Below are 24,445 nucleotides of genomic sequence, written 5' to 3'. Positions count from 1 at the left end.
CCAAGGAGTTCCCTTATGACCGACGCCATCCGCTACCAGACCGCCAAGTTCGTCGCGAGCTACGGCAACGCCTCCAAGATCCCGCCCTCGACCTGCCCGGAGGTGTGCTTCGTCGGCCGCTCGAACGTGGGCAAGTCCTCCATCATGAACAAGCTGTTCAACCGCAAGAACCTCGTGAAGGTGTCGAGCACGCCGGGCAAGACGAGCAACGTCAACTTCTTCGTCGCCGACGGCGTGCACTTCGTCGACCTGCCCGGCTACGGCTTTGCGCAGCGCTCCAAATCCGAACGCGAGCGCTGGGCCGACCTCATCTTCGACTTCCTGGATATGGAGCGCAGCTTCAACCTGGTCGTCTCGCTGGTCGACATCCGGCACGATCCCAGCAAGCTCGACCACCAGATGATCGAGTTTCTGCAGGAGGGCGGCTATCCGTTCGTCGTGGCGCTGACCAAGGCCGACAAGCTCTCGCGCAGCCAGCAGGGCCGCCAGCTCGCCACCATCCGCAAGCAGCTCAACGTGCCCGCCGAGGACATCATCGTGACCTCTTCGGCAACCGGCCAGGGCATCGACGAGCTCAAGCGCCGTATCGAGGCCGCCTGCCTCGATGAGGACGAGGACGAGCCGGCCGAGGAGTAGGCAGGACGCCCACAGGGCCTCCGAACACGAAGGGCGGGGCGCCTCGCGGAAGAGGAATCATTTCCTGATCCGCGAGGCGCCCCGCTTTTTGAGAAAAAATCACCTGTCCCTAAAAAATCGGCTAGTCGAGCTCTTTGAGGCCCTGGTACAGCTCCCAGTATTCGCCGTGCTGCGCGAGCAGCTGCTCATGAGTGCCGCGCTCGATGATCTTGCCGTGCTCGAGGACCATGATCGCATCGGCGTTGCGCACGGTCGACAGACGGTGCGCGATCATAAACGTCGTGCGGCCCTCCATGATGCGGTCCATGCCGCGCTCGATCAGCTTCTCGGTACGCGTGTCGATGCTCGACGTCGCCTCGTCCAAGATGAGCACCGGCGGATCGGCCACCGCGACGCGCGCGATGGCGAGCAGCTGCCGCTGCCCTTGCGACAGGTTCGCGCCGTCCGAGGTCACCATGGTGTCATATCCTTGCGGCAGACGGCGGATGAACGAGTCCGCGCAGGCGGCCCTGGCGGCCTCGCGCACCTCCTCGTCGGTCGCATCGAGCTTGCCGAAGCGGATGTTGTCCGCGATCGTCCCCGTGAACAGGTGCGTGTCCTGCAAGACGATGCCCAGCGAGCGCCGCAGGTCGTCCTTGGCGATATGCTGCACGTTGATGCCGTCGAAGGTGATCTCGCCCCCGTTGATCTCGTAGAACCGGTTGATGAGGTTCGTGATCGTGGTCTTGCCCGCACCGGTCGAGCCCACGAAGGCGATCTTCTGCCCCGGCTTGGCGAACAGGTTGAGCTTCGTCAGGACCAGGCGACCCGGCACATAGCCGAAGTCCACGTCGTGGAAGCGCACGTCGCCGCGCAGCGGGATGCGCCCGCACGCGAGCACCGTGCCGTCCGCGCCGAGCGCGGCCTGCTGCGCGACCGCTCCCGACTGCACGGCCGCAAGCTCCCCCTTCTCGCTCGCGCCATCGGTCCCCGCCGCGTTGGCGGAGGCACCGTCGGCCAGCGGAACGAGCGCGCCGTACGCGCCCACGCCCACGCCGTCGGGAAGCTGCCATGCCCAGCTGTCCCCGCCCGTGCGCACGAGCCTGACCTCACCCTCGTCGACCTCGGGCTCAAGCTCCATCGCGGCGAACAGGCGCTCGGCGCCGGCAAGCGCGTTCAGCAGGAAGTTGCCCAGCTGCGTGAACTGGTTGATGGGCTGCGTCGCCTGGCGCACGAACACCAGGTAGCTCGCGAGCGCGCCCACGTCGGCCATGCCGTTGACGGCCAGGATCGCGCCCACGACGGCCACGATCGTGTAGTTGATGTAGCCCACGCACACCGTAGTGGGCACCATCGTGAAGGCGTAGTTCTGCGCCGAGGCGCCCGCGCGGCGCAGGTCGTCGTTGCGCTCGGCGAACTCCGCGACGTTCGCCGCCTCGTGGTTGAACACCTTGACGACCTTCTGGCCTGCGACCATCTCCTCGATATAGCCGTCGAGCGAACCCAGCGCGTCCTGCTGGCGCGCGAAGAACGCCTTGCTGCGGCCGCCGGAAAAGCGCACGTACAGGGCGATGACCACGTTGCACGCGACCGTGATGAGCGTGAGCTGCCAGTTGAGCACGAACAGCACGGCGAGCGTTCCGACCATCTGGATGAACGCCTGAATCACGTTGGCGAAGCTGTTGTTCAGGGCCTCGGCCACCGTGTCGACGTCGTTGGTGAAGTAGCTCATCACGTCACCGGTGCGCGTGCGGTCGAAATACGACAGCGGCAGCGTCTGGATATGCGCGAACAGGTCGCGGCGGATGTCGAACACGACCTTCTGGGCCGCGCGCACCATCGTCTGCGTGTAGCCGAAGGCGGACACAACGCCGATCGCGTACACGCCCGCCGTCAGCATCACCAGGCCCGGCAGCTCGTCGGCGCGCCCCTCGGACAGGGCGTTCACCACGGGGCGCACCATGTAGGTGCCGAACAGGTTGGCCAGCGCCGCCACGGATACGAGCACCGCCACCACCAGCAGCGAGAGCTTCGCATGGCCCATGTAGGCGAGCAGGCGGCCCACCGTGTGGCGCAGATCGTTCGGTCGCGCCTGCGCAGTCGTCCTAGCCACGGCGCTCACCCCCTTCCTCGACATCGACGGGCGACGCGGTGCGCGCATCGGCCGACGCAGCTGCGCCCGCGAGCGCGCCATCCTCCGCATGTTCCATCTGAGAGGCGTAGATCTCCTGGTAGATGCTATCGTTTGCAAGAAGCTCGGCGTGCGTGCCGTGCGCATGCACGCGTCCGTCGTCCAGCACGAAGATCTCGTCGGCGTCCATGACCGACGTGATGCGCTGGGCGATGATGATCGTCGTCACGCCCGGGATGCTCGCCAGATTGGCGCGGATCTTCGCCTCGGTCGCCATGTCCACCGCGCTCGTCGAGTCATCGAAGATCAGGACGCGCGGGCGCTTGAGCAGTGTGCGGGCGATACACAGGCGCTGCTTCTGGCCGCCCGACACGCCGGCGCCGCCCTGGCCCAAGTCACCCGCCAGGCCGCCGATGCGGTCCAAAAACTCGTCGGCGCAGGCCAGGCGGCACGCCTCGAGCAGCTCCTCGTCGGTCGCGTCGGCATCGCCCCAGCGCAGGTTCTCGGCCACCGTGCCGGTGAACAGCACGTTTTTCTGCAGCACGACGCCCACCGCATCGCGCAGGGACGCGAGGTCGTAGGCGCGCACGTCGTGGCCGCCCACCAGCACCGCACCGTCCGTCGCGTCATACAGGCGCGCGATCAGCTGCACGAGCGAGCTTTTGCCCGAACCTGTCGAGCCGAGCACGCCCACGGTCGCACCGCTCGGCACGCGCAGGGACACGTGCTCCAGCACGTCCTCTTCCGCGGCCGCGCTGTACTTGAAGCTCACGTCGCGGAACTCGACGGATCCGTCGGGCACGTCGGTGAGCGCCTCCCCGTCTGCGGGGCTCGCGAGCTCAGGCACCTCGTCGAGCACGTCGCGCACGCGGCGGATGCTCGTCAGCGCGCGCGTGAGCAGCAAGAACACGTTGGAGATCATCATGAGCGAGTTCATGATCTGCAGCACATAGCTCATGAAGCCCGTGAGGGTGCCCACGCCGAGCGCCCCGGTCGCCACCATGTGCCCGCCGACCGCGAGCACCAGCACGGTCGTCGTGTACATGACCAGCTGGAATGCCGGAAGGTTGAGCACGGCCGTCGAGAACGTCTTGGTCGAAGTGCGCGCCAGCTCGCCGTTGACGCCCGCGAACACGTCGCACTCGTGCGGGCCGCGCACGTACGCCTTGACGGCGCGCACCGCGGTCACGTCCTCCTGCACCACGTTGTTGAGATGGTCCATCGACACCTGCAGGTCGCGGTAGAGCGGCGCCACGCGCCACGTGATGAGGCCGAGCAGGACGCCGAGCAGCGGCATCGTGCAGAAGAACACGACGGCGAGCTCGGCGCTCATGATGCTCGCGTACGCAAGCCCCATGATCAGCAGCACCGGGCCGCGCACCATGGGTCGAAAGCCGCTCGAGATCGCGTTTTGGATCACGGTGATGTCCGTCGTCATGCGCGTCACCAGGCTGGAAGTCTGGTAGCGGTCGAGATTGCCGAACGCGAACGCTTGGATCTTTTCGTACTCCGCCTGACGCAGGCGGGCGCCGAGCCCCGTGGCGAGACGGGAGGCGAACCGCGCATAGCCCAGGCCCAATACCAGCGAGAGCAGCGCGAGCGCGAGCATAATCGCGCCCTGGCGCATGATGACCGCCACGTCGCCCGACGCGATGCCCTCGTCGATGATGCTGGCCATGAGCATGGGGATCAGAAGCTCGAGCGAGGTCTCGAGCGCGACGAACAGCGCTCCGAGCGCCGCGTCGCGGCGATACGGTCCCACGTAGGAAAGCAGCAGGCGAATCTCAGACATGGCGAACCTCCGTGCTTTCGGACTCGGCCGACTCTTCGGGCTGCGGCTGCGTGCCTGCGGGCTCGGCGCCATCGGGCGCACGACCCGCGTCGGCGCGAGACAGATGCGCCCGCATGTTGGCCTGAACGCGGTCGAGCAGCCGTGCGAGCGCCGCGCGCTCATCGGGCGAGAAGCCCGCAAGCATGACCTCGTCGGTCATCGCGCACACCTTGTCCCACCGCGACACCGCCTCGACGCCCTTCTCGGTGAGCTCGACGGCACGGCGCCGACGATCCTCCCCGGGGACCAGGCGCACGAACCCCGCGCGGCCGAGCGTATCGAGCATGCGCGAGACGGCGGCAGGGTCGATGGAGAAATAGCTCGCGATGTCGCGCTGGGGGCTCGTGCCGTGCACGGCGAGATACGACAGGATACGGGGCTGCCCCGGACCGAGTCCGAGTTCCGGCAGGTACGGATGGTTGCACGACCGCATGAGATGGAACATCATGCTGACCTGCATGTGAAAATCAGTGAGGGAAAACCCGAGTGGAAACGATTCCGATATCTGTTCTTCCATGAGCATGCACCTTTTGACATACCAATAGTTGATATATCAAGTATAGCCCGTTCACGCGTCACGGTACATCACGGCTGCGGACAATGAGGCGATGCTTTGTGCCCCGCGACGAAGCGACGGTTTCTGCGGAAAGGCACTATACCGCCGGAACCTCCCCGGTCGCCAGGATCTGCTCGAGCGCGTCCTCGTCGAGCACCGGTACGCCGAGCGACTCCGCTTTCGTGAGCTTGGAGCCCGCCTTGGGTCCCGCCACGACAAAGCTCGTCTTCTTGGATACCGATCCGGTCACCTTGGCACCAAGCGCCTTGAGCGCCGCGCCCGCCTCGTCGCGCGTGCGGTTGACCAGCGTGCCGGTCAGCACGAAGGTGAGACCCGCCAGCGGCTGGCCGGCGGCCAGGTCGGCATCCACACCGGTCTCGGCGGCCGCGCGCTCGGCGGCACCCGACAGGTCCTCTTCCAGCGAAAGCCCCGCCACGCGCAGGCGGTCGAGCACGGCCAGGTTGTCCGGCACCGCGAGGAACTGCTTCACGCTCTCGGCGATCTTGGGCCCGATGCCGTCGATCGCGGCGATATCCTCCTCGCTTGCGGCCACCAGCGCGTCGATGGTCAGGAAACGCTGTGCGATGAGCTCGCCCACGGACTTGCCCACATGGCGGATACCCAGGGCGAACAGCACGCGGCCGAGCGGCTGGGCCTTCGACTTGTTGAGCTCGTCGATCACCTTGGCGGCGATCGTGGCGCCCACGGGAATCGGGTCGCCGGCGCGCACGCCGCGGCGCGCATCGTCCTTGAGGTAGGTACGGCCCGTGTCGAGCCCCGCGACCTGGTCGGTCGTCAGCGTGTAGAAATCCGCCACGTCGTGCAGAAGGCCCGCCTCGATCATCTTGTCCACGAGCTCCTCACCCACGCCGTCGACATCCATGCAGCCGCGGCTCACCCAGTGGAGCAGGCGCTCCTTGAGCTGGGCGGGGCAATCGATGGAAACGCAACGGTAGGCGACCTCGCCGTCCTCATGCACCACGGGGCCCCCGCAGGCAGGGCAGGTTGCCGGCATGTGCCAAGGCTCGGCGCCGTCCGGGCGCTTGTCGAGGACCGGTCCCACGACCTCGGGGATCACATCGCCCGCCTTGTGCACGATGATGGTGTCGCCCTCGCGGACGTCTTTGCGGTGCACCTCGTCCTCGTTGTGCAGCGTCGCGCGCGCGATGGTGGAGCCCGCCACGGTCACCGGGTCGAACTCGGCAACCGGCGTGAGCACGCCGGTGCGCCCCACCTGGATGCGGATCTCGCGCAGCACGGTCGTCTTCTCCTCGGGCGGGAACTTGAACGCGATGGCCCAGCGCGGCGCGCGCGCCGTGAAGCCGAGGCCGTTTTGCTGGTCGAACGAATCGACCTTCACGACCACGCCGTCGATGTCGTAATCGAGGTCGCTTCGGTGCGCAAGCGCCTCGGCGCAGAACTCGTGCACCTCAGCGGGCGTATTGCAGCGCGCCACATTGGGGTTGACCGAGAAGCCCGCGTCGCGCAGCCAGGCGAGAAACTCGTGCTGGGACCCCACGTGCAGCGGCGCGGTATCGGCGACGGCATACAGGAACGTGGACAGGTCGCGGCGCGCGGTCACCTTCGGATCCTTCTGGCGCAGGCTGCCGGCGGCGGCGTTGCGCGGGTTGGCGAAGGGATCGCGGCCCTCGGCATCGGCCTCCTCGTTCAGGCGCACAAAGCTGCCCTTGGGCATGTACACCTCGCCGCGAACCTCGATGGGCGCCTCCCGGTCTGCCCCCATATGGGCGAGGGCCGTCTCCGACAGGTGCATGGGCACATCGCGGATCGTGCGGACGTTCAGGCTCACGTCCTCGCCCGTCGTGCCGTCGCCGCGTGTCGCCGCGCGCACGAAGGCGCCGTTCTGATACGTGAGGGCCACGCCCAGGCCGTCGATCTTGAGCTCGCAGGTGTAGACGACGTGCCCCGCGCCCAGCGCCTCCTCGGTGCGCTTCAGCCACTCGTCGAGCTCCTCGAGGTTCATGGCGTCGTCCATGGAGTACATGCGCGCCATGTGCGTCACCGGGGCGAACTGCTCGGACACGTAGCCGCCCACGCGCTGCGTGTAGGAATCGGGCGTCACGAGGTCGGGGTAGGCGGCCTCGAGCTGCTGGAGCTCGACCAGCAGCTTGTCGAATGCGGCATCCGTGATCTCGGGCGCATCGAGCATGTAATAGCGATAGGCGTGGTAGTCGAGCAGATGGCGCAGCTCGGCAGCGCGCTCGGCGGCCGCATCGTGCTCCGCTACCGACGTCGTCTCGACCGGCGCATCCAACGTACCGTCACCAAACAGGCTCTGCTGCTCCACGATGGCTTCCCTTCACTCGGTTTGACTCGACCTCATAGGGTACACCACCGGTGGCGCATTTGGGGACGGGGCCGATTTTACCCATGACGGCACAACGCGCCCACAGTGCAAATCGGGGGACGTACCTGTTGCGTGCAAAAATGCACGCAACAGGTACGTCCCCCGATTTGCACTCACCCCGCTGTAACAAAAATCCCCGGCTTGCGCGGGCAACGCCCTGTCGCAAGCCGGGGAGTCACAAGACAGCAGGTAAGACCATGCCGCAGCCTACTCGACCTCAGCCTCGCCCGCAGCCGCAGCCGCAGCGGCGGCGTCCTCGGTGTCGCAGCGGTCGTGGTAGTGCAAGAGCCCCACGGCGATCGCCAGCGCGGCGGCAAGAGGAAGCGCCACGACCAAAAGCAGCAACGGTGGCATGCCGATCATGATGATGGGATCCATAGCCAGCCTCCTTACGCGAACAATCCGCCGGCGATACCCGCCACGCAGGAAAACGCCATGCACATGAGCGAAGCCGTCACCAGCGAGATGGGGAGACCGCGCAGGGCCCCGGGCACCAGGCGCTCGTCGATGCGCTGGCGGATCGTGGCGAACAGCACGACGGCGATGAAGGCGCCGAGGCCCGCTCCGATGGAGGAGCCGGTCGCCACGGCGAGCGTCGTCGCCTCACCGGCGGCGGCGTTGCCGAGCGGAGCCGCGAGCACGCAGGCGTTGACCGCGAGCAGGGTGCACTGCGTCATGATGCGCGCACGAGCGGCCTCGCTCTTGCCGGTGCATGCCACGGCGCCGTACAGGAACACCACGATCGAGCTCACGAGCACGTAGGCGATCGGAGCCATGTAGCCGATGCCCCACGGCTCGAAGAACAGGGCGAAGATCGGCCAGCCGACCAGACCGGAAATGGACGTGGCGGCCCACAGGGCAAGCCCGAACCTTACGGCATCCTGCGGCTTAAACGCCAGCAGAAAGACCGCGACCATGCCCACCATCTGGGCAAAGACGACATTGCTATCGAACGCCGCCGTGAATAGCGCGCTCAAAAACTCCATTAGCGCTCACCACCTTCGGACTGTTTGCGGCTGATCGCGACGGCGCTCTCGATGGATTGCACGAACGTGGCGACCAGCGCCATGATCAAAAGCGAGCCCGCAGGCTTGCCGAAGATGGCGATCGGCGTCGCGGCGAGCTCGGTCATGGTGAGACCAAAGACCTGGCCGGTCGCGAACATGCCGTTGATGAAGCCCACGAAGGTGAGCGTCGCGCACGTGCAGACCGCGGCGAACAGGGCCGTCGCCAGCGAGGACTTCGCCGTCGGGGCCGCGGCGAACCCGTCGCAGGAGACAAACGTCATGGCCATCGCGTTCAGGGCGGCAAGCGTCACATAGATGCCGAGGTCCTCGTGGACCACCGGATCGATGACGCGCAGGGCGAACCCGAGCAGGATCGCGATGGTGACGCTCACGGTGAGCGTCACGGGAATGTAGGCGAACCGCCCCGTCACGGCCCGCAGCGGGCGCGCCAGGATCGCCATGGCGAGGATGCTTGCGGCGGACACCGCGCCGATGGCAAAGCCGTCGACCGCAGAGGTCGCCACGAACAGGCCGGGCAGCGATCCGGCGACGACCAAAAACGTGGGCGTATGGGTGAGCGCGCGCACGCGCTCGTCCTGCTCATGCTGGATAAGCTCGTTCAGCGCCATGTTAGTTACCCCCCAACTGCGCATAGGCCTCGAACGCGATGTTCAAACAGCCGATCACCGCGTTGCTCGTGAACGTCGCGCCCGAGACGCCGTCGACGTGCGTCTCGCCGCTGCCGGCCTCCTCGACCGTCAGCGTGCCCGTCGCGGGAAGCTCGGCAAACGTGCCGAAGTAGTCCTCGGTCAGGGCGTTCGTGCCGATGCCGTCGGTCTCGTCCTCGGCGACGATCTGGATGCCGGCGACCGTGCCGTCGGTGCCGATGCCGACCATGAGCTCGACGTCGCCGTGGTAGCCCGTAGCCGAGCAGTCGAAGACCCACGCGCCGTCGTTGGTCTGGTACACGGAGTTCAGGCCCTCGATCGCAGGAGCGCTGACCTGCTCGAACGAGGTCGCATCGGGGAACAGCAGCGCGCGCTGGGCGCCGCCCTTGGACTCGTCGAGGCGCGCGTCGGCCTCGGCGAAGGCGTCGTGGCCGGCGAAGTTGACGCCCGCGGTGATGCCGCCGCAGACGACGGCGACCAGTACGATCGCGACCAGCGAATACCAGGCGCCTTCCTTATGGCGCGCCAGCCAGGAATTAGATGAGGGCATTCTTGACACCTCCAGCCGGAAGCGGACGCGTGATGCGGTCGATCAGCGGCACGAACATGTTCATGAACAGGATGGAGAACGCCACGCCCTCGGGAGAGGACGCGAAGAAGCGGATGAGCCCCGTGATGATGCCGCAGCACAGGCCGAATATGATCTTGCCCACCGGGTTCATCGGCGTGGTCGTGTAGTCGGTCGCCATGAAGAAGGCGCCCATGGCAAGACCGCCGGACAGCAGCTGGTAGACGACATCCTGACCCGCAAAGGCCGAGATGAGCGCCACGGCGCCGATGAACGGCAGCGTCGCCCAGGCGTCGACCACGCGCACGGCGAGCAGGAAGATGTAGCCAATCAGAAGCGTGATGATGCAGGTCTCGCCCAGTGCGCCGGCATGGTTGCCGAGCAGCAGGTCGAGGTAGCTGTAGGGCATATCGCCCGCGCTCGCCATGGCAAGCGGGGTGGCGCCGGTGATGGCGTCGAGCGGCTTGCCCGCCACGTCGGGATAGGCCGAAAGCGCGCTCGGCAGCGCGACCATGATGAACACGCGCGCGGCGACCGCCGGGTTGAAGATGTTGCAGCCGATGCCGCCGAACAGCATCTTCACCACGACGATGGCGAACGCGGTGCCGAGCACGGCGACCCAAAACGGGCAGTTCGCCGGCAGCGTGAAGGCGAACAGCATGGCGGTGACCACGCAGGACATATCGCCCGCCGTGGACTCGCGGTGCATGGCGATGCAGCACAGGTGCTCGCTCACGAGCGCCGTCGAGATGCAGACGAGCACCAGAAGCGGCGCGGCGAGACCGTAGAGCACGGTCGCCGCGATGAGCGTGGGCACGAGCGCCAGGCAGACGGCGCCCATGATTTTGGTGGTGGAAGCGTTACCGTGGAAATGCGGAGATGCCTCGTTGATGAGATTCATGATGCTTAAGCTCACGCCCCCTTCGCAGGCTGGGTGAGGCGCGCGACCTCGCTCCGATAGAAACCCTTGCCCTCGCGGATCGACGCGGTGATGCGGCGATGGGCCGGGCAGGTGTAGGCGCAGCTGCCGCACTCCATGCAGTTCATGATGCCGAGCTCATCGAGCGCGATCGCGTCATGGCTGCGCGAGGCGGAATCGAGCGCGTACGGCATGAGCCCGAGCGGGCACACGCGCACGCAGCGCCCGCAGCGGATGCACGGCGTCTCGTCGGGCAGAATCGCCTGGTCGTCCAGACACAAGATGGCGTTGTTGGCCTTGATGATGGGGCAGTCGATGCTCGTGAGCGTGCGTCCCATCATGGGACCGCCCATGATGATCTTACGCGGCTCCTTGGTAAGCCCGCCTGTCGCCTCGATGATGTCGCGCACGCTCATGCCGATCGGCACGCGGTAGTTGCCCGGGTTGGCGACGCAATCGCCCGCGAGCGTGAGCGTCTTGGTCACGAGTGGCATGCCGTAGCGGAAATACTGCTCGATGCGCGACGCGGTGGTGACGTTGATCACGAGGCAGCCGACATCGACCGGCAGGCCGCCTGCGGGCACGTCACGGCCGGTCGTGGCGCTGATGAGCACCTTCTCGCCGCCCGCGGGGTACTTGGTGGGAATGGCCATGACGTCGATGAGGTCGCTCCAGCCCTTTGCCGCCACCGTCTCGGTGAGCTTGGCTATGGCCTCGGGCTTGTTGTCCTCGATGCCGATGACCGCGGCGGGGATCTCGAGCGCGGTCGCGATGCGGTGGACGCCGTCGACGACGCGCTCGGCGTGCTCCATCATCTGGCGGTAGTCGCTCGTGATGAACGGTTCACACTCCATGCCGTTGATGACGAGGAACTCGAACTTCTTCCCCTCGGGCGCGCGCATCTTGAACCACGTGGGAAAGGCGGCTCCGCCCAGGCCCACCGCGCCCGACGCGCGCACGCAATCGAGGAACTCCTCCTTGGTGCTGTAGCTCGGCTGCGCGAGAGCAGGATCGTTTTCCATCTTGCCATCGGACTCGATGGCGACGACCGGCGCCGTGGCCCCGGTCGGCAGCTGCTCGGTGTCGGTGGAGACCACCGTGCCCGAGACGCTCGCGTGGACGGGTGCGTACAGGCCCGACCCGTCACCGATCAACGTGCCCACATACACATGGTCGCCCGGCTTCACGCACGGCATGCACGGGCCTCCGATATGCATGTTGAGCGGGATGCGCACCCGTTCGGGCGGCGTCACGGACGTGCAGGCGTATTCCCGCACATCCTTGCACTGGGGCGGATGGACTCCTCCCCGTGTCTTGTGCAGAGAGAACATGTTCTCCCCCTTCTGACCTCTCTCCCCCTTTATTCTGCAATCAGAATAAACACATCCTGATTACACGATATCGCCACAAGTTTAGCGATTTGTGTTAGCGAATACCAGAACCGAACTGCTTTTTGCATACGGACAGGGCCCGCCCGACGTGGAGGTCGTCGGTGCGGGCCCTGCCCCATAACTATGCTGAGCTGGGAGAATAGCGCTATTCGTCGACCGTTACCTGCCGATAGGTGATGCCGCACCGGTCGAAGATGCTGCGCGCGATCAGATTGTCCTCAGTGCCATCGTACTTGTTCGAGAGGTAGACCACCTCTCCGATGCCGGCCTGCACGAGCGTCTTGGCGCACTCGCGGCACGGGAACAGCGTCACGTAGACGGTGGCGCCGCCCATGTCCTTGAGGGAGCCGCGGTAGTTCAGGATAGCGTTGGCCTCGGCGTGGATCACATAGCTGTGCTTGTCGAGCAACGGGTCCTCGGCGGTATCCCAAGGAAACTCGTCATCGTTCAGCGTCGACGGCGTTCCGTTGTAGCCGACCGACAGGATGCGATGGTTGGTGTCGGCGATGCAGGCACCCACCTGCGTGTTCGGATCCTTGCTGCGCATGCTCGCCGCCATGGCGACCCGCATGAAGAATTCGTCCCAGCTGATAACATCGGTGCGTTTACCGGGCATGGGTGCGCTCCTCTCAAACGATCTTATCGCCCCATTCTATCCCGCCGACGGGGACGGGTACAGATGGCGGGAGCCGGGACGGCTGCCCCGGCTCCCGCCGCGTTCGCGCGCCTTTGCGCCGAATCGAGAAAAAGGGCGACCCGAAGGCCGCCCCGTCGTTGTCGCCTGTTAGCGCCCGCCCTGGCCGAGCAGCTCGTTCAGCAGCTCGCGCAGCTGCTCCTCGCTCATGGAGTTGGAGCCCTGGCCGTTCTGATCGGTCGAGCTGTCCTGCTGCTCCTGCAGGGCCTCGTCGGAGCCGAGCGTGACCTCGAGATCCATCTGCTCGCTGCCGCGCATGACGGTGAGCGTCACCTTCTCGCCCACGTCGTAGCCGCGCAGGGCGATGATCAGGCCGTCTGCGGAGGTGATCTCGTCGCCGTTCGCCGCGATCACGATATCGCCCGCCTGCATGCCGGCCTCGGCGGCGGGACCGCCCTCGGTCACCTCGTTGATGTAGGCGCCGTAGTCGACCGAGAGGTTGTTCTGGCGCGCGTTGAGCGCGTTCACGGTGGTCAGCGAGACGCCCAGATACGAATGGACCGGCGTCTGGCCAGCGATGATCTGGTCGGCGATGTTCTTAGCGTAGTTCACCGGGATCGCGAAGCCCACGCCCGAGCTCGAGCCCGAGTAGCTCTCGATGATGGAGTTGATGCCCACGAGCTCGCCGTTGTCGTTGACGAGCGCGCCGCCGGAGTTGCCGGGGTTGATGGCGGCATCGGTCTGGATCATGTTGGCATAGATGGTCGTGCCGGTCGTCGACTGCATGGCGGTCGAGCGGTACAGCGCGCTCACGATGCCGGTCGACACGGACTGCTCGTTGCCGAACGGGCTGCCGATGGCCATGACCCACGAGCCGACCGTCAGTTCGTCGGAATCGCCGATCTCGATCGGCGTCAGGACGTTCGGGTCGGCGTTCACCAGGCGGATGACCGCAAGGTCGCTCGATTCGTCGGAGCCGACAATCTCCGCCTCGTAGCTCGCGCCGTCATTCAGCGTGACCACGATGCTCGTCGCGTTCTGGACCACGTGGTAATTCGTCAGGATGTTGCCGTCGGTGTCGAGGATCACGCCCGAACCGATGTTGCCGCTGCTCGACGAGCCGCCGCTCATCATGCTGGAGGTGTCCTGCACCTCGGTCTCGATGGAGACCACCGAGGGCAGGGCCTTAGCCGACACAGCCTCGGCGAGCGTGGTGTCCTCGGCGTCGATCTGGATCGTCTGGGTGCCGGCGGGCGTGTTGGCGCTCACGCTGCCGCCGTCGCGGTTGATGTCGAGCGCTCCGGTCATGACCAGCGCGATGACCAGCACGGCGCCCACCGCCAGGCCGCCGAGCGCGCTCAGGAACACGGGCAGCCGCTTGGTGCGGGTCTTCACCACGGTGCGGCTGATCTTCTCGGTCGACGGCTCCTGCGCGGCATGGGCGCCGGCGTTCGGCATCGCGGTCGTCTGCGACACCTCATCCGGCTTGACCGGGGTCGGCTCCACTTGGACGCGCGGAGCGCCCGTGCTCTCGTTCAACCCATCAGGGCGCTGCGGGGTGTTCTCACTCATCATGGTTCCTTTCAATTGCCCAGCAAAGGATTTGTTGTCTGAACACGTTGTACCCCATGCGGCGTTCGAGGTACACAGGCTTTAGGTCACGTTAAGGGATTTGTAAGAGAGATGGGCAGATGATGGTGCGGAAAAGACCGGGGCCCGGCGCGCATGCCCGCCACGTGCGAGACGAGCGCGCCGGAAGCCCCCATGCGCAAGAAAAAGCGGGGCGGGCCGTGCCGCCCCACCCCGCAAGCGCGTCTTTGATTGACCCTACCCCTTGAACAGGTAGCCCACGCCGCGCACCGTCGTGATGTGCGCCGCGATCTGCGGGCCGACCTTAGAGCGGATGCGCCTGATGTGCACGTCGACCGTGCGCGTGCCGCCGCAGTACTCGAAGCCCCACACGCGGTGCAGCAGCACCTCGCGGCTGTAGGCGCGGTTGGGGTGCATGGCCAAAAACGACAGCAGCGAGTATTCCATCAGCGTCAGGTCAACCGGCTTGTCGTCCAGGTACACCTGGTACGTGGCGAGGTTGATGGTCATGTTGTCCACGCGCAACACGTCGTCGACGGAGAAGCTCTCCTCCTCCCCCATCAGGCGGCGCGCACGCACCTCGAGCTCGCCCTCGCTGGCGCCGGAGCAGATGAAGTCGCAGCGCGAGCGGGACGGCAGGTGCAGCCCCGAAAGCCCGTCGTCATCGACCAGAACGAGCATCGGGATGTTTCCGCGGTCGTCGAGCCACTTGCCGATCTGCTCGATCCGGTCGGCGCGGATGCCGTCGGCGTCAAGGATCAGCAGGTCGAAATCGCGCGCGGCGGTCGGTGAATCGGGCGTGGCCGCGCTCACGTCAACGCCCAGCGACGTCGTGAGCGTCTGGGCAAACTCGTAATACCGCGTTGTTCGAGCCATGAACAGGACGTTTTTTTCGGACATACCACCACCCTCTCGCTGGCGTAATCATACCAAGGGACAGCGCGCAGCGCATGCGGGCCGCAACGCCCGGATGCGCCGCACCGTGTGCGAGCCCTCGCGCCGCGTCCGCGACGATGGCGAGAGCCGCGACGACGCCGTCGTCAGGAGCTCGCCAGATACTGCTTGAGCTCCCACTCGGTAATGCTCGACGCGTACTTCTCCCACTCCTTGCGCTTCTTCTTGAGGAAGAAGCTGTGGATGTGCTCGCCGAGCGCATCCTTCATGAGCAGGGAGTTCTCGAAGATGTCGAGCGCCTCCTGGAGGTTTCTCGGCAGCGGGGAGCACCCGAGCTCGCGCAGCTCGAGGTCGGACAGCCCGGCATCGGTGAGCTCGGTCTCGGCCGGCAGCCTCAAGCCGCGCTTGATGCCGTCGAGACCGGCGGCCAGCGTGACGGCGCAGGCGAGATAGGGGTTGGCCATGGGGTCGGGGCTGCGCAGCTCGATGCGCGTGGAGAGCTGCTTGCCCGGCTTGTAGATGGGGATGCGGATCATCGCGGCGCGGTTGCGCAGACCCCAGGTCGCGTGCGTGGGCGTGGGCGAGCTGGACTTGCCCGTCGCCAGGCGCTTGTAGGAGTTGACCGTGGGGTTCGTGATCGCCGAGATCTCGCCGGCATGCATGAGGATGCCCGCCATGTAGCTCTTGGCGATGGGAGACAGGTGGTAGACGGGGTCGTCCTCGCCGTAGAACACGTTGTTGCCGTCGTAGTCGAACAGCGACTGGTGCAAAAACATCGCCGACGACGCCTCGTTCGCCATGGGCTTGGGCATGAACGACGCGTGGATGCCCGCCTCATAGGCCTCCAGCCGGATGATGTGCTTGGCCGTCATGATGGCGTCGGACATGGTGAGCGCCTCGGCATGGCGCAGCGAGATACCGTGCTGCGAGGGGCCGGAAGAGTGGAAGGTGTACTCGACCGGCACGCTCATCTTCTCGAGCGTGAGCACGGTGCTGCGGCGCACGTCGCGCGCCGAGTCGGAGGGCAGCAGGTCGAAATAGCCCACGTTGTCGAGCGGGGCCACCGTGTGCTCGTCGGGGAAGTAGTAGTACTCGAGCTCCGCGCCCACGTTCATGATGTAGCCGGCCTCTTCGGCCTTGTAGAACATGCGGCGCAGGCAGTTGCGCGGGTCGCCGTCAAACGGCTTGCGGTCGGGCGTGCACACATCGCAGAAGATGCGCGCCACGCCGTCGCTCGACGGGCGCCAGGGCAGGACCTGGAACGTCGAGGGATCGGGAAACGCCAGCATGTCCGCCTCTTCAGGCGCGGTGAAGCCCTCGATGGCCGAGCCGTCGAACCCGATGCCCTCCTCGAAGGCGACCTCGAGGTCCTCGGGGCTGATCGCGAAGCTCTTGAGGCGGCCGAGCACGTCGACGAACCACAGGCGGACAAAACGAATATCGCGCTCTTCGACCGTGCGGAGGACGAAATCGATGTTCTGGCTCTTATCCATAAGGACAACCCTTCCATGACGCGCGGTGGACTATCGAACCGACTGACTATAGGCGCACATTGTGCCATACCTATGTTTCGGCTGGGTTACCGCCCCCACTGAAGCCCAGACGATTGCGAGCGCCCCGAATGCAAATTGGGGGACGTACCTTCTGCGTGCACTTTTGCAAATATGGGGACACCCCTTCGGGCAAAACGACATGTTTCGGGTTGTTTGGAGGACGCTTCAACCCATACTGCCGCATCCTCCGGCTCGGCCCGGCTCGGCGCTTTTTCATGAGCTCCTCCCCCGGCCATCTGTATCCACGATGGCCTAGCAGGGGTTTTGCAAAAGGACGCCCCTTCCGCGCGCACATTTGCATGCGGAAGGTACGTCCCCGATTTGCAAAAATGCACGCAGAAGGTACGTCCCCACATTTGCACTTGCGGTTGGGGTGTTACTTGACGCCGCGGCCCAGTCGTTCGGCCACGCGGTCGACACCTTGGCACGCGGGGCAGCTGTCCGGCGAGGAGCCGCAGTGGCCCGAGCACGTCCCGCCCTGGGCGCAGTCCGCGCAGCTCCCTTTGCGCTTGATGCGGACGCACACCGCCACGAATGCGACGCCGATCGCGGCCAGGATGATGAAGTCGATAGGAGACATGGTTCCTCCTCGTTGTTTGTCGTATGAAACTTTACCTCATATTCCCGTCCATAACCACGAGGAGCAGGAAATCTGCACGGACGGGAGCGCGCAAAAAGGGCCGCCCGCATGTGCAGGCGACCCTTTGGGGAGGAGCGTGCTAAGTCGCTCAGGTTACGCGGTCACGGCGCCGGCGGGGACGACCTTGTCGTCGTCCTCCCACGCCCACTTGGGCATGGGGCGCACGACCTGGAAGATGATCGCTGCGGCAAACGCGACGGCAACGATCGTCCAGATGCTGAAGACGCCGGTGGCAGCCAGGTAGAACTGGTTGATCATGAGGCCGACGACCCACGCGAAGGCGCACTCGTAGCCGATGGCGATCGCGGTCCACTTGGCGGAGTTCATCTGAGCGCGGATGGTTCCCATGGCAGCGAAGCACGGGGCGCACAGGAGGTTGAACGCGCCGAACGCGGCGATGGCGCCCATGGACGGGAACATACCGGCGAACGCGGTCCACAGGTTCGGATCGGTCTCGGTGCCGTCGGCGATATGGAGCAGCGAGGAGGCCGTGGCCACGACGTTCTCCTTGGCCACCAGGCCGGTGATGGACATGGCCGTCGCCTGCCAGGAATCAAAGCCGAGCGGGGCGAAGATGAAGGCGATGGCGCCGCCGACCATGGCGAGCACGGAGTAGTCCGTGAACTCCTCGGGGATGCCCTCCATCGCGGGCAAGAAGCCGAACGCACCCTCGTACACGCCGAAGTTGGTGAGGAACCACACGACGATGGTGGAAGCGAAGATGATCGTGAAGGCCTTCTTGACGTAGGCGGACACGCGCTCCCAGATGTGCAGCCACCACGAGCGGATGGACGGGAAGTGGTAGCTCGGCAGCTCCATGACGAACGGGGTCGGACGGCCGGCGAACAGCTTGGTTTTCTTCAGCATGATGCCGGACACGATGACCGCGATGACGCCGAGGAAGTAGAACAGAGGGGAGATCCAGCTCGCCTCGGCGTCACCGACCATAGCGCCCATAAGCAGGGCGATGATGGGGAGCTTGGCTCCGCAGGGGATGAACGTGGTGGTCATGACCGTCATGCGGCGGTCCTTCTCGTTCTCGATCGTCTTGGTGGCGAGCACGCCGGGGACGCCGCAGCCCGTGGAGACGAGCATGGGGATGAACGACTTGCCGGACAGGCCGAAACGGCGGAACACGCGGTCCATCACGAAGGCGACGCGGGCCATGTAGCCGCAGTCCTCGAGGAAGGAGAGCAGCACGAACAGCACGAACATCTGCGGGATGAAGCCGAGCACGGCGCCCACGCCGGCCACGATGCCGTCGAGCACGAGGCTCTGGACCAGATCGCTCGCGCCGGCGGCGACAAGCCAGCCCTCGATCACGCCGGGGATGGACTGGAACTGCATGCCGAACAGCTCGAAGCCCTCGCCGAACAGGTTGTCGTTCACCCAGTCGGTGCCGGCGGTGCCGAACGCGTCGGCACCCGTCGCGATGGAGTAGACGGCCCACATGATGAGGACGAACAGGGGCAGGCCGAGAATGCGGTTCGTGACGATGCGGTCGATCTTCTCGGAGGTGCTCATGCGCGCAGGCGCCTTCTTGAGGCAGCCGTCGATCATGTGCGCGATGACCGCATAGCGCTCGCCGGTGATGATGGACTCGGCGTCATCGTCGCAGTCCTTCTCGCATGCGACGATAAGCTCGTCGACCCGGGCGGCGCTGTCCTTGGGGAGGTTGATGAGGCGCAAGGCATCCTGATCGCGCTCGAACAGCTTGACCGCAAAGTAGCGGCGCTTGGACGCGGGCACGGACGACGGGAGCAGGTCCTCGATCTTGGTGAGCACGTCCTCGATAGCGGAATCGAACCTGTGCTCGGGCACGCTGCCCTTGGTGGCCGCTGCGCGCTTGGCCTCGGCGAGCAGCTCGTCGACGCCCTTGTTGCGCAGCGCGGAGATCATCACGACCGGGCACCCGAGGCTCTTTGAGAGGGCGCGGGTGTCGATCTTGTCGCCGTTCTTCTCGACGAGGTCGGCCATGTTGAGCGCCGCCACGACCGGCAGTCCGGTCTCGACGACCTGGAGCGCCAGGTACAGGTTGCGCTCGAGGTTCGTGGCGTCGATGACCTGGATCACGACGTCGGGCTCGCCGCTCATGAGGTAGTCGCGCGAGACCTTCTCCTCCGGGCTGTAGGGGGAAAGGGAGTAGATTCCGGGGAGGTCGGTGATCGTGACGCTCTTGTCACTGGTCAGCTTGGCCTCCTTCTTCTCAACCGTGACGCCGGGCCAGTTGCCCACATAGCCGTTCTGGCCGGTGATCAGGTTGAAAAGCGTGGTCTTGCCGCAGTTGGGGTTACCCGCCAACGCGACATGAAGCTGTGAAGCCGCCATGCGTTTCCTTCTTCCAAAATAGGCTTTGAAACTTCTTCAAGTTACCGAGCTAGCCGTGCGAGATCCCTGGCGGGCGCCTCGGATCCCTTATAGTTAGAAATAGCTAACTCTACCTGCGCAAACGCCCTCGCGGGTGCCGTTACTGCACCTCGACGATGGCCGCCTCCTCCTTGCGGATGGAGAGCTCGTAGCCGCGAACGGTGATCTGGATCGGGTCGCCCAGCGGCGCGACCTTCACGACCTTGAACTGCGTGCCCTTGATGAGGCCCAGATCCATCAGATGACGGCGGAGCGCGCCCTCACCGTGCAGCTTGATGATGGTGGAGCTATCGCCCACCGCAACATCTCCCAGTGTCTTCATGTCCTTCCCCCTTCCTGTTCGCCACGTCCACGGTCGGCGCGCCGTCGCGCGCCCCGTGTCAGACCGTCATGACGCGCTGAGCGACCTTGGTGTCCAAGCCAAAGCGAGCGCCTTTGACCGTCACGATGATGTTGGAGGGACTGGAAGACACCACGTGCACCTCGGAGCCCTCGACAAACCCGATGTTCGCGAGATGGTGCTTGAGGTCCTCATCGCCGCGCACGCGCGTCACCATGATGGTCTCCCCCGCCTTTCGGAAGGAAAGCGGCATCGCGGGAACCTGCGGCCCTTGAGTCATACGGCATGTCTCCTCATCATCGTCCGATCGAATGGAACGGCATAGGCGAGGCAACGCTTCAAGTTAGCCCCGTCTATGTTTCCTACGGTAAACTAACACAAGGCTAACTTGTTGTGAAGGGGTTATGGCCAAGTTGAGCAAAAAAGTTACCTAAGGCATACATATGCTATAAGCTGGGTGACATTTGCGCGTGGCGACGATTCCCCGCCTTGCTGTCACGCCTGCTGGGAAACGCCGAGTAATTTGCCGACACACCCCGGTCATCGGTAAAACCACAGGACTGCCCGCTAACAGGGCCCAGCAACCGTACCCAGAACTGCGAGAGAGGGCCGTTCAAGGGGCCCTCTCTCGCAGTTCTGGGTACGGTTGCTGGGCCCTGTTAGCGGGTGACCTGGTAGAGGCGGTGGTGCATATCGGGGACGTACCTGCTCCATGCAAACATGCACGCGGAAGGTACGTCCCCGATATGCAGTCCGGGCCCCGTATGCACGCGATGGGCAAACCGCACCGCGAAACCCCAGGAAAGAGGGGATTAATATTTCTGCAAAATGAATTTGGTATCAAATCGGGAAGTATAAGTGGAAAACGGCCATATCTAACAAGCCTGTGACCTGCGGTTTCTTTGTTCGTCCGATCCCGAAAATCCCGGAAGGGACCCTCGATCCGCCCCTATGCGGCCCTTATTGCCCAAGACTTGATACCAAATTCAAAACGAAGGGCCAGCGCACCTTGATAAAAGGTTTTACCAAGGTGCGGTTTCGCACGCGGGCGGATACAACACCCACCGCGGACCCGACCGCCGCAAAGACCATCAACCAGTGTCTCCCTAGCCGAGGAGGGCCAGCACCTGGCGCTTGTGCTCCAGGAACTCCTCGGTCAGGGCGAAAGAGGCGCGCTCTGCGCGCGGGCACGGTATGCGCTCGGTGCCCACGATGCGCGTCGGGCGCCCCGCCTGGGGAGCGCCGCGCATGACGAAGATCTCGTCGGCGAGCTCGAGCGCCTCGTCGACGTCATGGGTCACGACGAGCGCCGTCGTGCCGAAGCGCTCGGCGACGTCAAGAAACCATGCGTGCATGTCGGCCTTGGTGAACGCGTCGAGCGCGGAGAAGGGCTCATCGAGCAGCATGAAATCCTGACTGAACAGATAGCTGCGAAGCAGGGCGGCGCGCTGCCGCATGCCGCCAGAAAGCTCCGAGGGCCAGCGGTCGGCCGTGCCCGCGAGCCCGAACGTGTCGAACAGCGCGAGCGCCTGTTCCCGCGCCTGGGCACGGGGCACCCCGCGCAACACGAGCGGCAGGGACACGTTGTCGACGATCGTCTTCTCGGGCAGCAGCAAGTCCTTCTGCAGCATGTACGCCAGCTGCCCCGGCGCGCCCGTGATGTCGCGCCCGTCGAGCTCGACGCTGCCGGAATCGGGCAGCGAGAGCCCGGCGACCACATGGAACAGGGTCGTCTTGCCGCAGCCCGAGGGGCCGAGCAGGCAGGCGATATGCCCTGCAGGTACCGTCAGGCTGATGTCGTCGAGTACCTGCACCCCGTCGAACGCCACGCTCACGTGCCCGACTTCAAGCTGTGCCACGTTTGCCTCCCCCTGGGGGCAGCGAGCCGTCGCCGCCGCCTCGTGCCCTAAGCTTCTGTTAGATAAACTGCAGGTCAAGACCGGCACCGGGTTCGATCTCAGGCGCAAAGCCCTGATCGCCGACCCAGCCGAAGAACGCGTCCCAGCGGCCCTGGTCGATCACGCCCCACGCGTCGGCGTCGGCCTGGTACTGGTCGGCCAGGTACTCCTGGCTCGCGCGCACGAGCTCCTCATCGAGCTCCGGCGACGCCTCGAGCAGCACGTCGGCGGCAGCGTCCGGGTCCGCGATGCAGTCCTCGTAGCCGCGGCGCGTCGCATCCAGAAACGCCTGCACGGTATCGGGGTCGTCGGCGATCAGGTCGTCGTTGGCGATGATCACCGGCGTGTAGAAGTCGAAGACCGAGTCGATGTCGGCGAACGCGAAGTAATTCGTGTCGAGGCCCGCAAGCTGGCACTTCACGCCGGCCCACGCCCAGTAGATCCAGATGGTGTCCACCTGGTCGGTCTGCAGCGCGGTCACCTCGTCGGTCACCGTGGAGGGGATCATCTGCACGCGGCTGAAGTCTCCCCCGTCGGCCTCGACGCAATGCTTGATCACGCCCTGCTCGATGGGGCCCTCCCAGGTGGCGTACGTGTGGTCCATCATGGCCGCGGGATGCGTGATGCCCTTCTCGGCGCGGCTGATGATGCCCGAGGTGTTGTGCTGGATGATGGCGGCGATGGCGCTCACGGGAAGACGGCTGTCCTCGCTCGAGACGTAGCTCGCCATGGTGTCCTGGAAGCTCACGCCGAACTGGGCCTCGCCGGTGGCGACCAGGGCGTCGGCGCCGTTTTCGGGCGCCTGCACGATCTCGACCTCGAGACCTGCCTCCTCGTAGTACCCGCGGGCCGCGGCGACGTACACGCCCGTGTGGTTGGTGTTGGGCGTCCAGTCGAGCGCGAACGTGATCTTTTTGAGCTCAGAGGCGCCTGTTGCCGCGGAGCCGCCGGAAGATGCGGTGCTCGATGAGGTGCCGTCGGAGCATCCGGCGAGCGCAGAGGCACCGAGGACGCCGGCGCCCGCAAGGCCGCACCGCACAAGCCCGCGGCGGGAAACCGGACGGTGGGCAAAAAGCTGATCGATGGTTGAGATGCGAGACATATGACTCTCCAATATGCGAAATCTGATCGATGCGCCTTGTCGGCACCTTTTCCTACCCCTCGGAGCGCTCCCAGGGCATGAGCTTGCGGCGCAGCGCGCCGACCGCCCACATGAGCACCAGCGACAGGGCGGAGATGAGGATGATCACGGCGAACATCTTGTCGAACGCGTAGGCGCTGCGCACGCGGGTCATGTAGACGCCCAGGCCCGAGAAGCCGCCGAGCCACTCGGCGATGACCGCGCCCACGATGGCGTAGGTCGCCGAGATCTTCAGGCCCGAGAACAGGTGCCCAAGCGACGCGGGCAGCTTCGCGTGGCGCATGATCTGCGCGCGGTTCGCGCCCATGGATCGCATGAGGTCGATGACGTCGGGGTCGACGGAGCGGAACCCGTCGAGCAGCCCCACCGTGATCGGGAAAAAGGTCGTGATGACGATGAGCACGACCTTGGGCAGCATGCCGTAGCCGAACCACAGCACAAGCAGCGGCGCGATGGCGACCGTCGGGATGGTCTGCGTGAGCACGACGAGCGGGTAGAACGCACGGTAGACGAGCTCGAAGCGGTCCATGAGGACCGCCGCGGCGAAACCGAGCGCGATGCCGCAGGCGAGCCCCGCCGCCGCCTCGGCGAGCGACGTCACGGCATGGCCGGCCAACAGCTGCCAGTCGCCGACGAGCGCCTGGATGACCGCCACCGGGCTCGGCAGCAGAAACGACGGGACGAGCCCCACCGAGCACACGAGCTGCCAGATGGCGACCAGGGCCAGCACGGTCACCGGGGCGGCCAGCTTGCCGACAAGCGGGCTCACCCCTGCCGTGCGCGCAAGCGCCGGCGCGCCCGAGCCCTTACGCTTCGGACTCATGGTACTTTCCGACCTTCTGCTCCGTCGTCAGCAGGCCGCGCTCGGGCGCATAGAAGATCTTGGCATAGGTGGCCACCTTGTCGGCGCCAGCCTTGATGACGATACGGTTCACCTCGGCGAGCACCTCCATGCACAGGTCGTAGTCGCCCTCGATCGCGGTCTCGAACGGACCGACGTACGCATCGGGAAACTTGGACATGATGTAGGCGATGGCCTCGTCGACGATGCGGCAGGTCTCCTCGTCGCTCTCCGTGTTCTGCGGCAGCACCTGAATCGCTACGCTTGCCTCCATGGTCTTCCCTTCCGAGGCATGAAAAAAGCCCCTCGAACATCGTAGGGGCTTTTGTATCAAAGCGTTGGTCCCTACGCCGGCATTACCCGGATCAGGTTCAGGGTCGAAGCGGTGCGGGCGATGCCGCCCGTCGAGCTTCCTCTCAGCCGGCATCCGCCAGCTCCCCTCTTGCGTGTCCAGTATATCCCAACTCGCGCAACCGCTCGCGCGTTCTTGCGA

At 65.4% G+C, this 24,445-nt stretch carries 23 protein-coding genes and 1 riboswitch; of the genes, 1 reads left to right on the top strand and 22 read right to left on the bottom strand.

What is annotated here, in order from left to right; translation table 11 throughout:
- Nucleotides 1-15: 15 nt before the first annotated feature.
- Nucleotides 16-636: a ribosome biogenesis GTP-binding protein YihA/YsxC gene (yihA, locus tag B5F74_RS06785; protein ID WP_087201096.1), complete on the top strand. Its 621-nt coding sequence runs from the start codon at nt 16-18 to the stop codon at nt 634-636.
- A gap of 121 nt (nt 637-757) precedes the next feature.
- Here the strand turns inward: yihA and B5F74_RS06780 are convergent, their stop codons facing one another.
- The 22 genes from B5F74_RS06780 to B5F74_RS06680 all read right to left on the bottom strand — a co-directional run bounded on the left by B5F74_RS06780 (nt 758) and on the right by B5F74_RS06680 (nt 24,226).
- The gene (locus tag B5F74_RS06780; RefSeq protein ID WP_087201250.1) at nt 758-2,728 is read right to left on the bottom strand and encodes an ABC transporter ATP-binding protein; all 1,971 of its coding nucleotides are present in this window, start codon (nt 2,726-2,728) and stop codon (nt 758-760) included.
- Nucleotides 2,721-4,538: an ABC transporter ATP-binding protein gene (locus tag B5F74_RS06775; protein WP_087201094.1), complete on the bottom strand. Its 1,818-nt coding sequence runs from the start codon at nt 4,536-4,538 to the stop codon at nt 2,721-2,723. The genes B5F74_RS06780 and B5F74_RS06775 overlap by 8 nt, the downstream gene beginning before the upstream one ends.
- Complete coding sequence (locus tag B5F74_RS06770; RefSeq protein ID WP_158095713.1) at nt 4,531-5,094, bottom strand: MarR family winged helix-turn-helix transcriptional regulator; 564 nt, start codon at nt 5,092-5,094, stop codon at nt 4,531-4,533. The genes B5F74_RS06775 and B5F74_RS06770 overlap by 8 nt, the downstream gene beginning before the upstream one ends.
- Nucleotides 5,095-5,230: 136 nt before the next feature.
- Nucleotides 5,231-7,408 carry an NAD-dependent DNA ligase LigA gene (gene ligA / locus B5F74_RS06765; protein ID WP_239283401.1) on the bottom strand — a complete coding sequence of 726 codons (2,178 nt, stop codon included), beginning with the start codon at nt 7,406-7,408 and terminating at the stop codon, nt 5,231-5,233.
- A 300-nt stretch (nt 7,409-7,708) separates the two neighbouring features.
- Nucleotides 7,709-7,879 carry a hypothetical protein gene (locus B5F74_RS12385; RefSeq protein ID WP_158095712.1) on the bottom strand — a complete coding sequence of 57 codons (171 nt, stop codon included), beginning with the start codon at nt 7,877-7,879 and terminating at the stop codon, nt 7,709-7,711.
- Nucleotides 7,880-7,890: 11 nt separating this feature from the next.
- Entirely contained in the window at nt 7,891-8,487 is a 597-nt protein-coding gene (locus B5F74_RS06760) for an Rnf-Nqr domain containing protein (protein ID WP_066828473.1), read from the bottom strand.
- The gene (locus B5F74_RS06755; protein ID WP_087201089.1) at nt 8,487-9,137 is read right to left on the bottom strand and encodes an Rnf-Nqr domain containing protein; all 651 of its coding nucleotides are present in this window, start codon (nt 9,135-9,137) and stop codon (nt 8,487-8,489) included. Before B5F74_RS06755 ends, B5F74_RS06760 begins: the two co-directional genes overlap by 1 nt.
- Before the next feature lies 1 nt (nt 9,138).
- The gene (locus B5F74_RS06750; RefSeq protein WP_239283393.1) at nt 9,139-9,726 is read right to left on the bottom strand and encodes an FMN-binding protein; all 588 of its coding nucleotides are present in this window, start codon (nt 9,724-9,726) and stop codon (nt 9,139-9,141) included.
- On the bottom strand, nt 9,713-10,660 hold the full coding sequence (locus B5F74_RS06745) for an RnfABCDGE type electron transport complex subunit D (protein WP_229254060.1): 948 nt from the start codon (nt 10,658-10,660) through the stop codon (nt 9,713-9,715). Before B5F74_RS06745 ends, B5F74_RS06750 begins: the two co-directional genes overlap by 14 nt.
- Nucleotides 10,657-11,994, bottom strand: coding sequence for an electron transport complex subunit RsxC (gene rsxC, locus B5F74_RS06740; RefSeq protein WP_087201087.1), 1,338 nt, complete (start codon nt 11,992-11,994; stop codon nt 10,657-10,659). The genes B5F74_RS06745 and rsxC overlap by 4 nt, the downstream gene beginning before the upstream one ends.
- Before the next feature lie 205 nt (nt 11,995-12,199).
- The gene (locus tag B5F74_RS06735; RefSeq protein ID WP_066828549.1) at nt 12,200-12,670 is read right to left on the bottom strand and encodes a dCMP deaminase family protein; all 471 of its coding nucleotides are present in this window, start codon (nt 12,668-12,670) and stop codon (nt 12,200-12,202) included.
- A 168-nt stretch (nt 12,671-12,838) separates the two neighbouring features.
- Nucleotides 12,839-14,260 carry a trypsin-like peptidase domain-containing protein gene (locus tag B5F74_RS06730; RefSeq protein WP_239283392.1) on the bottom strand — a complete coding sequence of 474 codons (1,422 nt, stop codon included), beginning with the start codon at nt 14,258-14,260 and terminating at the stop codon, nt 12,839-12,841.
- 255 nt (nt 14,261-14,515) lie between these two features.
- The gene (locus B5F74_RS06725; RefSeq protein WP_066828554.1) at nt 14,516-15,178 is read right to left on the bottom strand and encodes a winged-helix domain-containing protein; all 663 of its coding nucleotides are present in this window, start codon (nt 15,176-15,178) and stop codon (nt 14,516-14,518) included.
- A 140-nt stretch (nt 15,179-15,318) separates the two neighbouring features.
- Nucleotides 15,319-16,665 (bottom strand): glutamine synthetase family protein, encoded by a 1,347-nt coding sequence (locus B5F74_RS06720; protein ID WP_087201084.1) that lies wholly within the window; start codon nt 16,663-16,665, stop codon nt 15,319-15,321.
- A gap of 436 nt (nt 16,666-17,101) precedes the next feature.
- Nucleotides 17,102-17,305 carry a hypothetical protein gene (locus B5F74_RS06715; RefSeq protein ID WP_087201083.1) on the bottom strand — a complete coding sequence of 68 codons (204 nt, stop codon included), beginning with the start codon at nt 17,303-17,305 and terminating at the stop codon, nt 17,102-17,104.
- 153 nt (nt 17,306-17,458) lie between these two features.
- Nucleotides 17,459-19,693: a ferrous iron transport protein B gene (gene feoB / locus B5F74_RS06710; protein ID WP_087201080.1), complete on the bottom strand. Its 2,235-nt coding sequence runs from the start codon at nt 19,691-19,693 to the stop codon at nt 17,459-17,461.
- Between the two features lie 139 nt (nt 19,694-19,832).
- A complete protein-coding gene (locus B5F74_RS06705; protein ID WP_066828578.1) occupies nt 19,833-20,054 on the bottom strand; it encodes a FeoA family protein in 222 nt (73 codons plus the stop codon).
- 58 nt (nt 20,055-20,112) lie between these two features.
- Entirely contained in the window at nt 20,113-20,352 is a 240-nt protein-coding gene (locus B5F74_RS06700) for a FeoA family protein (RefSeq protein WP_066828580.1), read from the bottom strand.
- An 826-nt stretch (nt 20,353-21,178) separates the two neighbouring features.
- Entirely contained in the window at nt 21,179-21,931 is a 753-nt protein-coding gene (locus tag B5F74_RS06695; protein WP_087201078.1) for an ABC transporter ATP-binding protein, read from the bottom strand.
- A 58-nt stretch (nt 21,932-21,989) separates the two neighbouring features.
- Nucleotides 21,990-23,072 carry an ABC transporter substrate-binding protein gene (locus B5F74_RS06690; protein WP_079988980.1) on the bottom strand — a complete coding sequence of 361 codons (1,083 nt, stop codon included), beginning with the start codon at nt 23,070-23,072 and terminating at the stop codon, nt 21,990-21,992.
- Nucleotides 23,073-23,124: 52 nt separating this feature from the next.
- Nucleotides 23,125-23,934, bottom strand: a complete 810-nt coding sequence (locus B5F74_RS06685) for an ABC transporter permease (RefSeq protein WP_087201076.1) — start codon at nt 23,932-23,934, stop codon at nt 23,125-23,127.
- Nucleotides 23,918-24,226 (bottom strand): thiamine-binding protein, encoded by a 309-nt coding sequence (locus tag B5F74_RS06680; protein WP_066828600.1) that lies wholly within the window; start codon nt 24,224-24,226, stop codon nt 23,918-23,920. The genes B5F74_RS06685 and B5F74_RS06680 overlap by 17 nt, the downstream gene beginning before the upstream one ends.
- 51 nt (nt 24,227-24,277) lie before the next feature.
- Nucleotides 24,278-24,403, bottom strand: a riboswitch (TPP riboswitch).
- Nucleotides 24,404-24,445 lie beyond the last annotated feature (42 nt).

This window comes from Collinsella sp. An271 (assembly GCF_002159695.1).
Taxonomy (GTDB): Bacteria; Actinomycetota; Coriobacteriia; order Coriobacteriales; family Coriobacteriaceae; genus Collinsella; species Collinsella ihumii.
This window is presented reverse-complemented; position numbering and strand designations above follow the sequence as displayed.

What these genes read in the sequence shown, in the direction of transcription:
- yihA (WP_087201096.1), top strand. Translation starts at nt 16, where the DNA reads ATGACCGACGCCATCCGCTACCAGACCGCCAAGTTCGTCGCGAGCTAC.
- B5F74_RS06775 (WP_087201094.1), bottom strand. Translation starts at nt 4,538, where the DNA reads ATGTCTGAGATTCGCCTGCTGCTTTCCTACGTGGGACCGTATCGCCGC.
- B5F74_RS06770 (WP_158095713.1), bottom strand. Translation starts at nt 5,094, where the DNA reads ATGGAAGAACAGATATCGGAATCGTTTCCACTCGGGTTTTCCCTCACT.
- B5F74_RS12385 (WP_158095712.1), bottom strand. Translation starts at nt 7,879, where the DNA reads ATGGATCCCATCATCATGATCGGCATGCCACCGTTGCTGCTTTTGGTC.
- B5F74_RS06760 (WP_066828473.1), bottom strand. Translation starts at nt 8,487, where the DNA reads ATGGAGTTTTTGAGCGCGCTATTCACGGCGGCGTTCGATAGCAATGTC.
- B5F74_RS06755 (WP_087201089.1), bottom strand. Translation starts at nt 9,137, where the DNA reads ATGGCGCTGAACGAGCTTATCCAGCATGAGCAGGACGAGCGCGTGCGC.
- B5F74_RS06750 (WP_239283393.1), bottom strand. Translation starts at nt 9,726, where the DNA reads ATGCCCTCATCTAATTCCTGGCTGGCGCGCCATAAGGAAGGCGCCTGG.
- rsxC (WP_087201087.1), bottom strand. Translation starts at nt 11,994, where the DNA reads ATGTTCTCTCTGCACAAGACACGGGGAGGAGTCCATCCGCCCCAGTGC.
- B5F74_RS06735 (WP_066828549.1), bottom strand. Translation starts at nt 12,670, where the DNA reads ATGCCCGGTAAACGCACCGATGTTATCAGCTGGGACGAATTCTTCATG.
- B5F74_RS06730 (WP_239283392.1), bottom strand. Translation starts at nt 14,260, where the DNA reads ATGAGTGAGAACACCCCGCAGCGCCCTGATGGGTTGAACGAGAGCACG.
- B5F74_RS06725 (WP_066828554.1), bottom strand. Translation starts at nt 15,178, where the DNA reads ATGTCCGAAAAAAACGTCCTGTTCATGGCTCGAACAACGCGGTATTAC.
- B5F74_RS06720 (WP_087201084.1), bottom strand. Translation starts at nt 16,665, where the DNA reads ATGGATAAGAGCCAGAACATCGATTTCGTCCTCCGCACGGTCGAAGAG.
- B5F74_RS06715 (WP_087201083.1), bottom strand. Translation starts at nt 17,305, where the DNA reads ATGTCTCCTATCGACTTCATCATCCTGGCCGCGATCGGCGTCGCATTC.
- feoB (WP_087201080.1), bottom strand. Translation starts at nt 19,693, where the DNA reads ATGGCGGCTTCACAGCTTCATGTCGCGTTGGCGGGTAACCCCAACTGC.
- B5F74_RS06705 (WP_066828578.1), bottom strand. Translation starts at nt 20,054, where the DNA reads ATGAAGACACTGGGAGATGTTGCGGTGGGCGATAGCTCCACCATCATC.
- B5F74_RS06700 (WP_066828580.1), bottom strand. Translation starts at nt 20,352, where the DNA reads ATGACTCAAGGGCCGCAGGTTCCCGCGATGCCGCTTTCCTTCCGAAAG.
- B5F74_RS06690 (WP_079988980.1), bottom strand. Translation starts at nt 23,072, where the DNA reads ATGTCTCGCATCTCAACCATCGATCAGCTTTTTGCCCACCGTCCGGTT.
- B5F74_RS06685 (WP_087201076.1), bottom strand. Translation starts at nt 23,934, where the DNA reads ATGAGTCCGAAGCGTAAGGGCTCGGGCGCGCCGGCGCTTGCGCGCACG.
- B5F74_RS06680 (WP_066828600.1), bottom strand. Translation starts at nt 24,226, where the DNA reads ATGGAGGCAAGCGTAGCGATTCAGGTGCTGCCGCAGAACACGGAGAGC.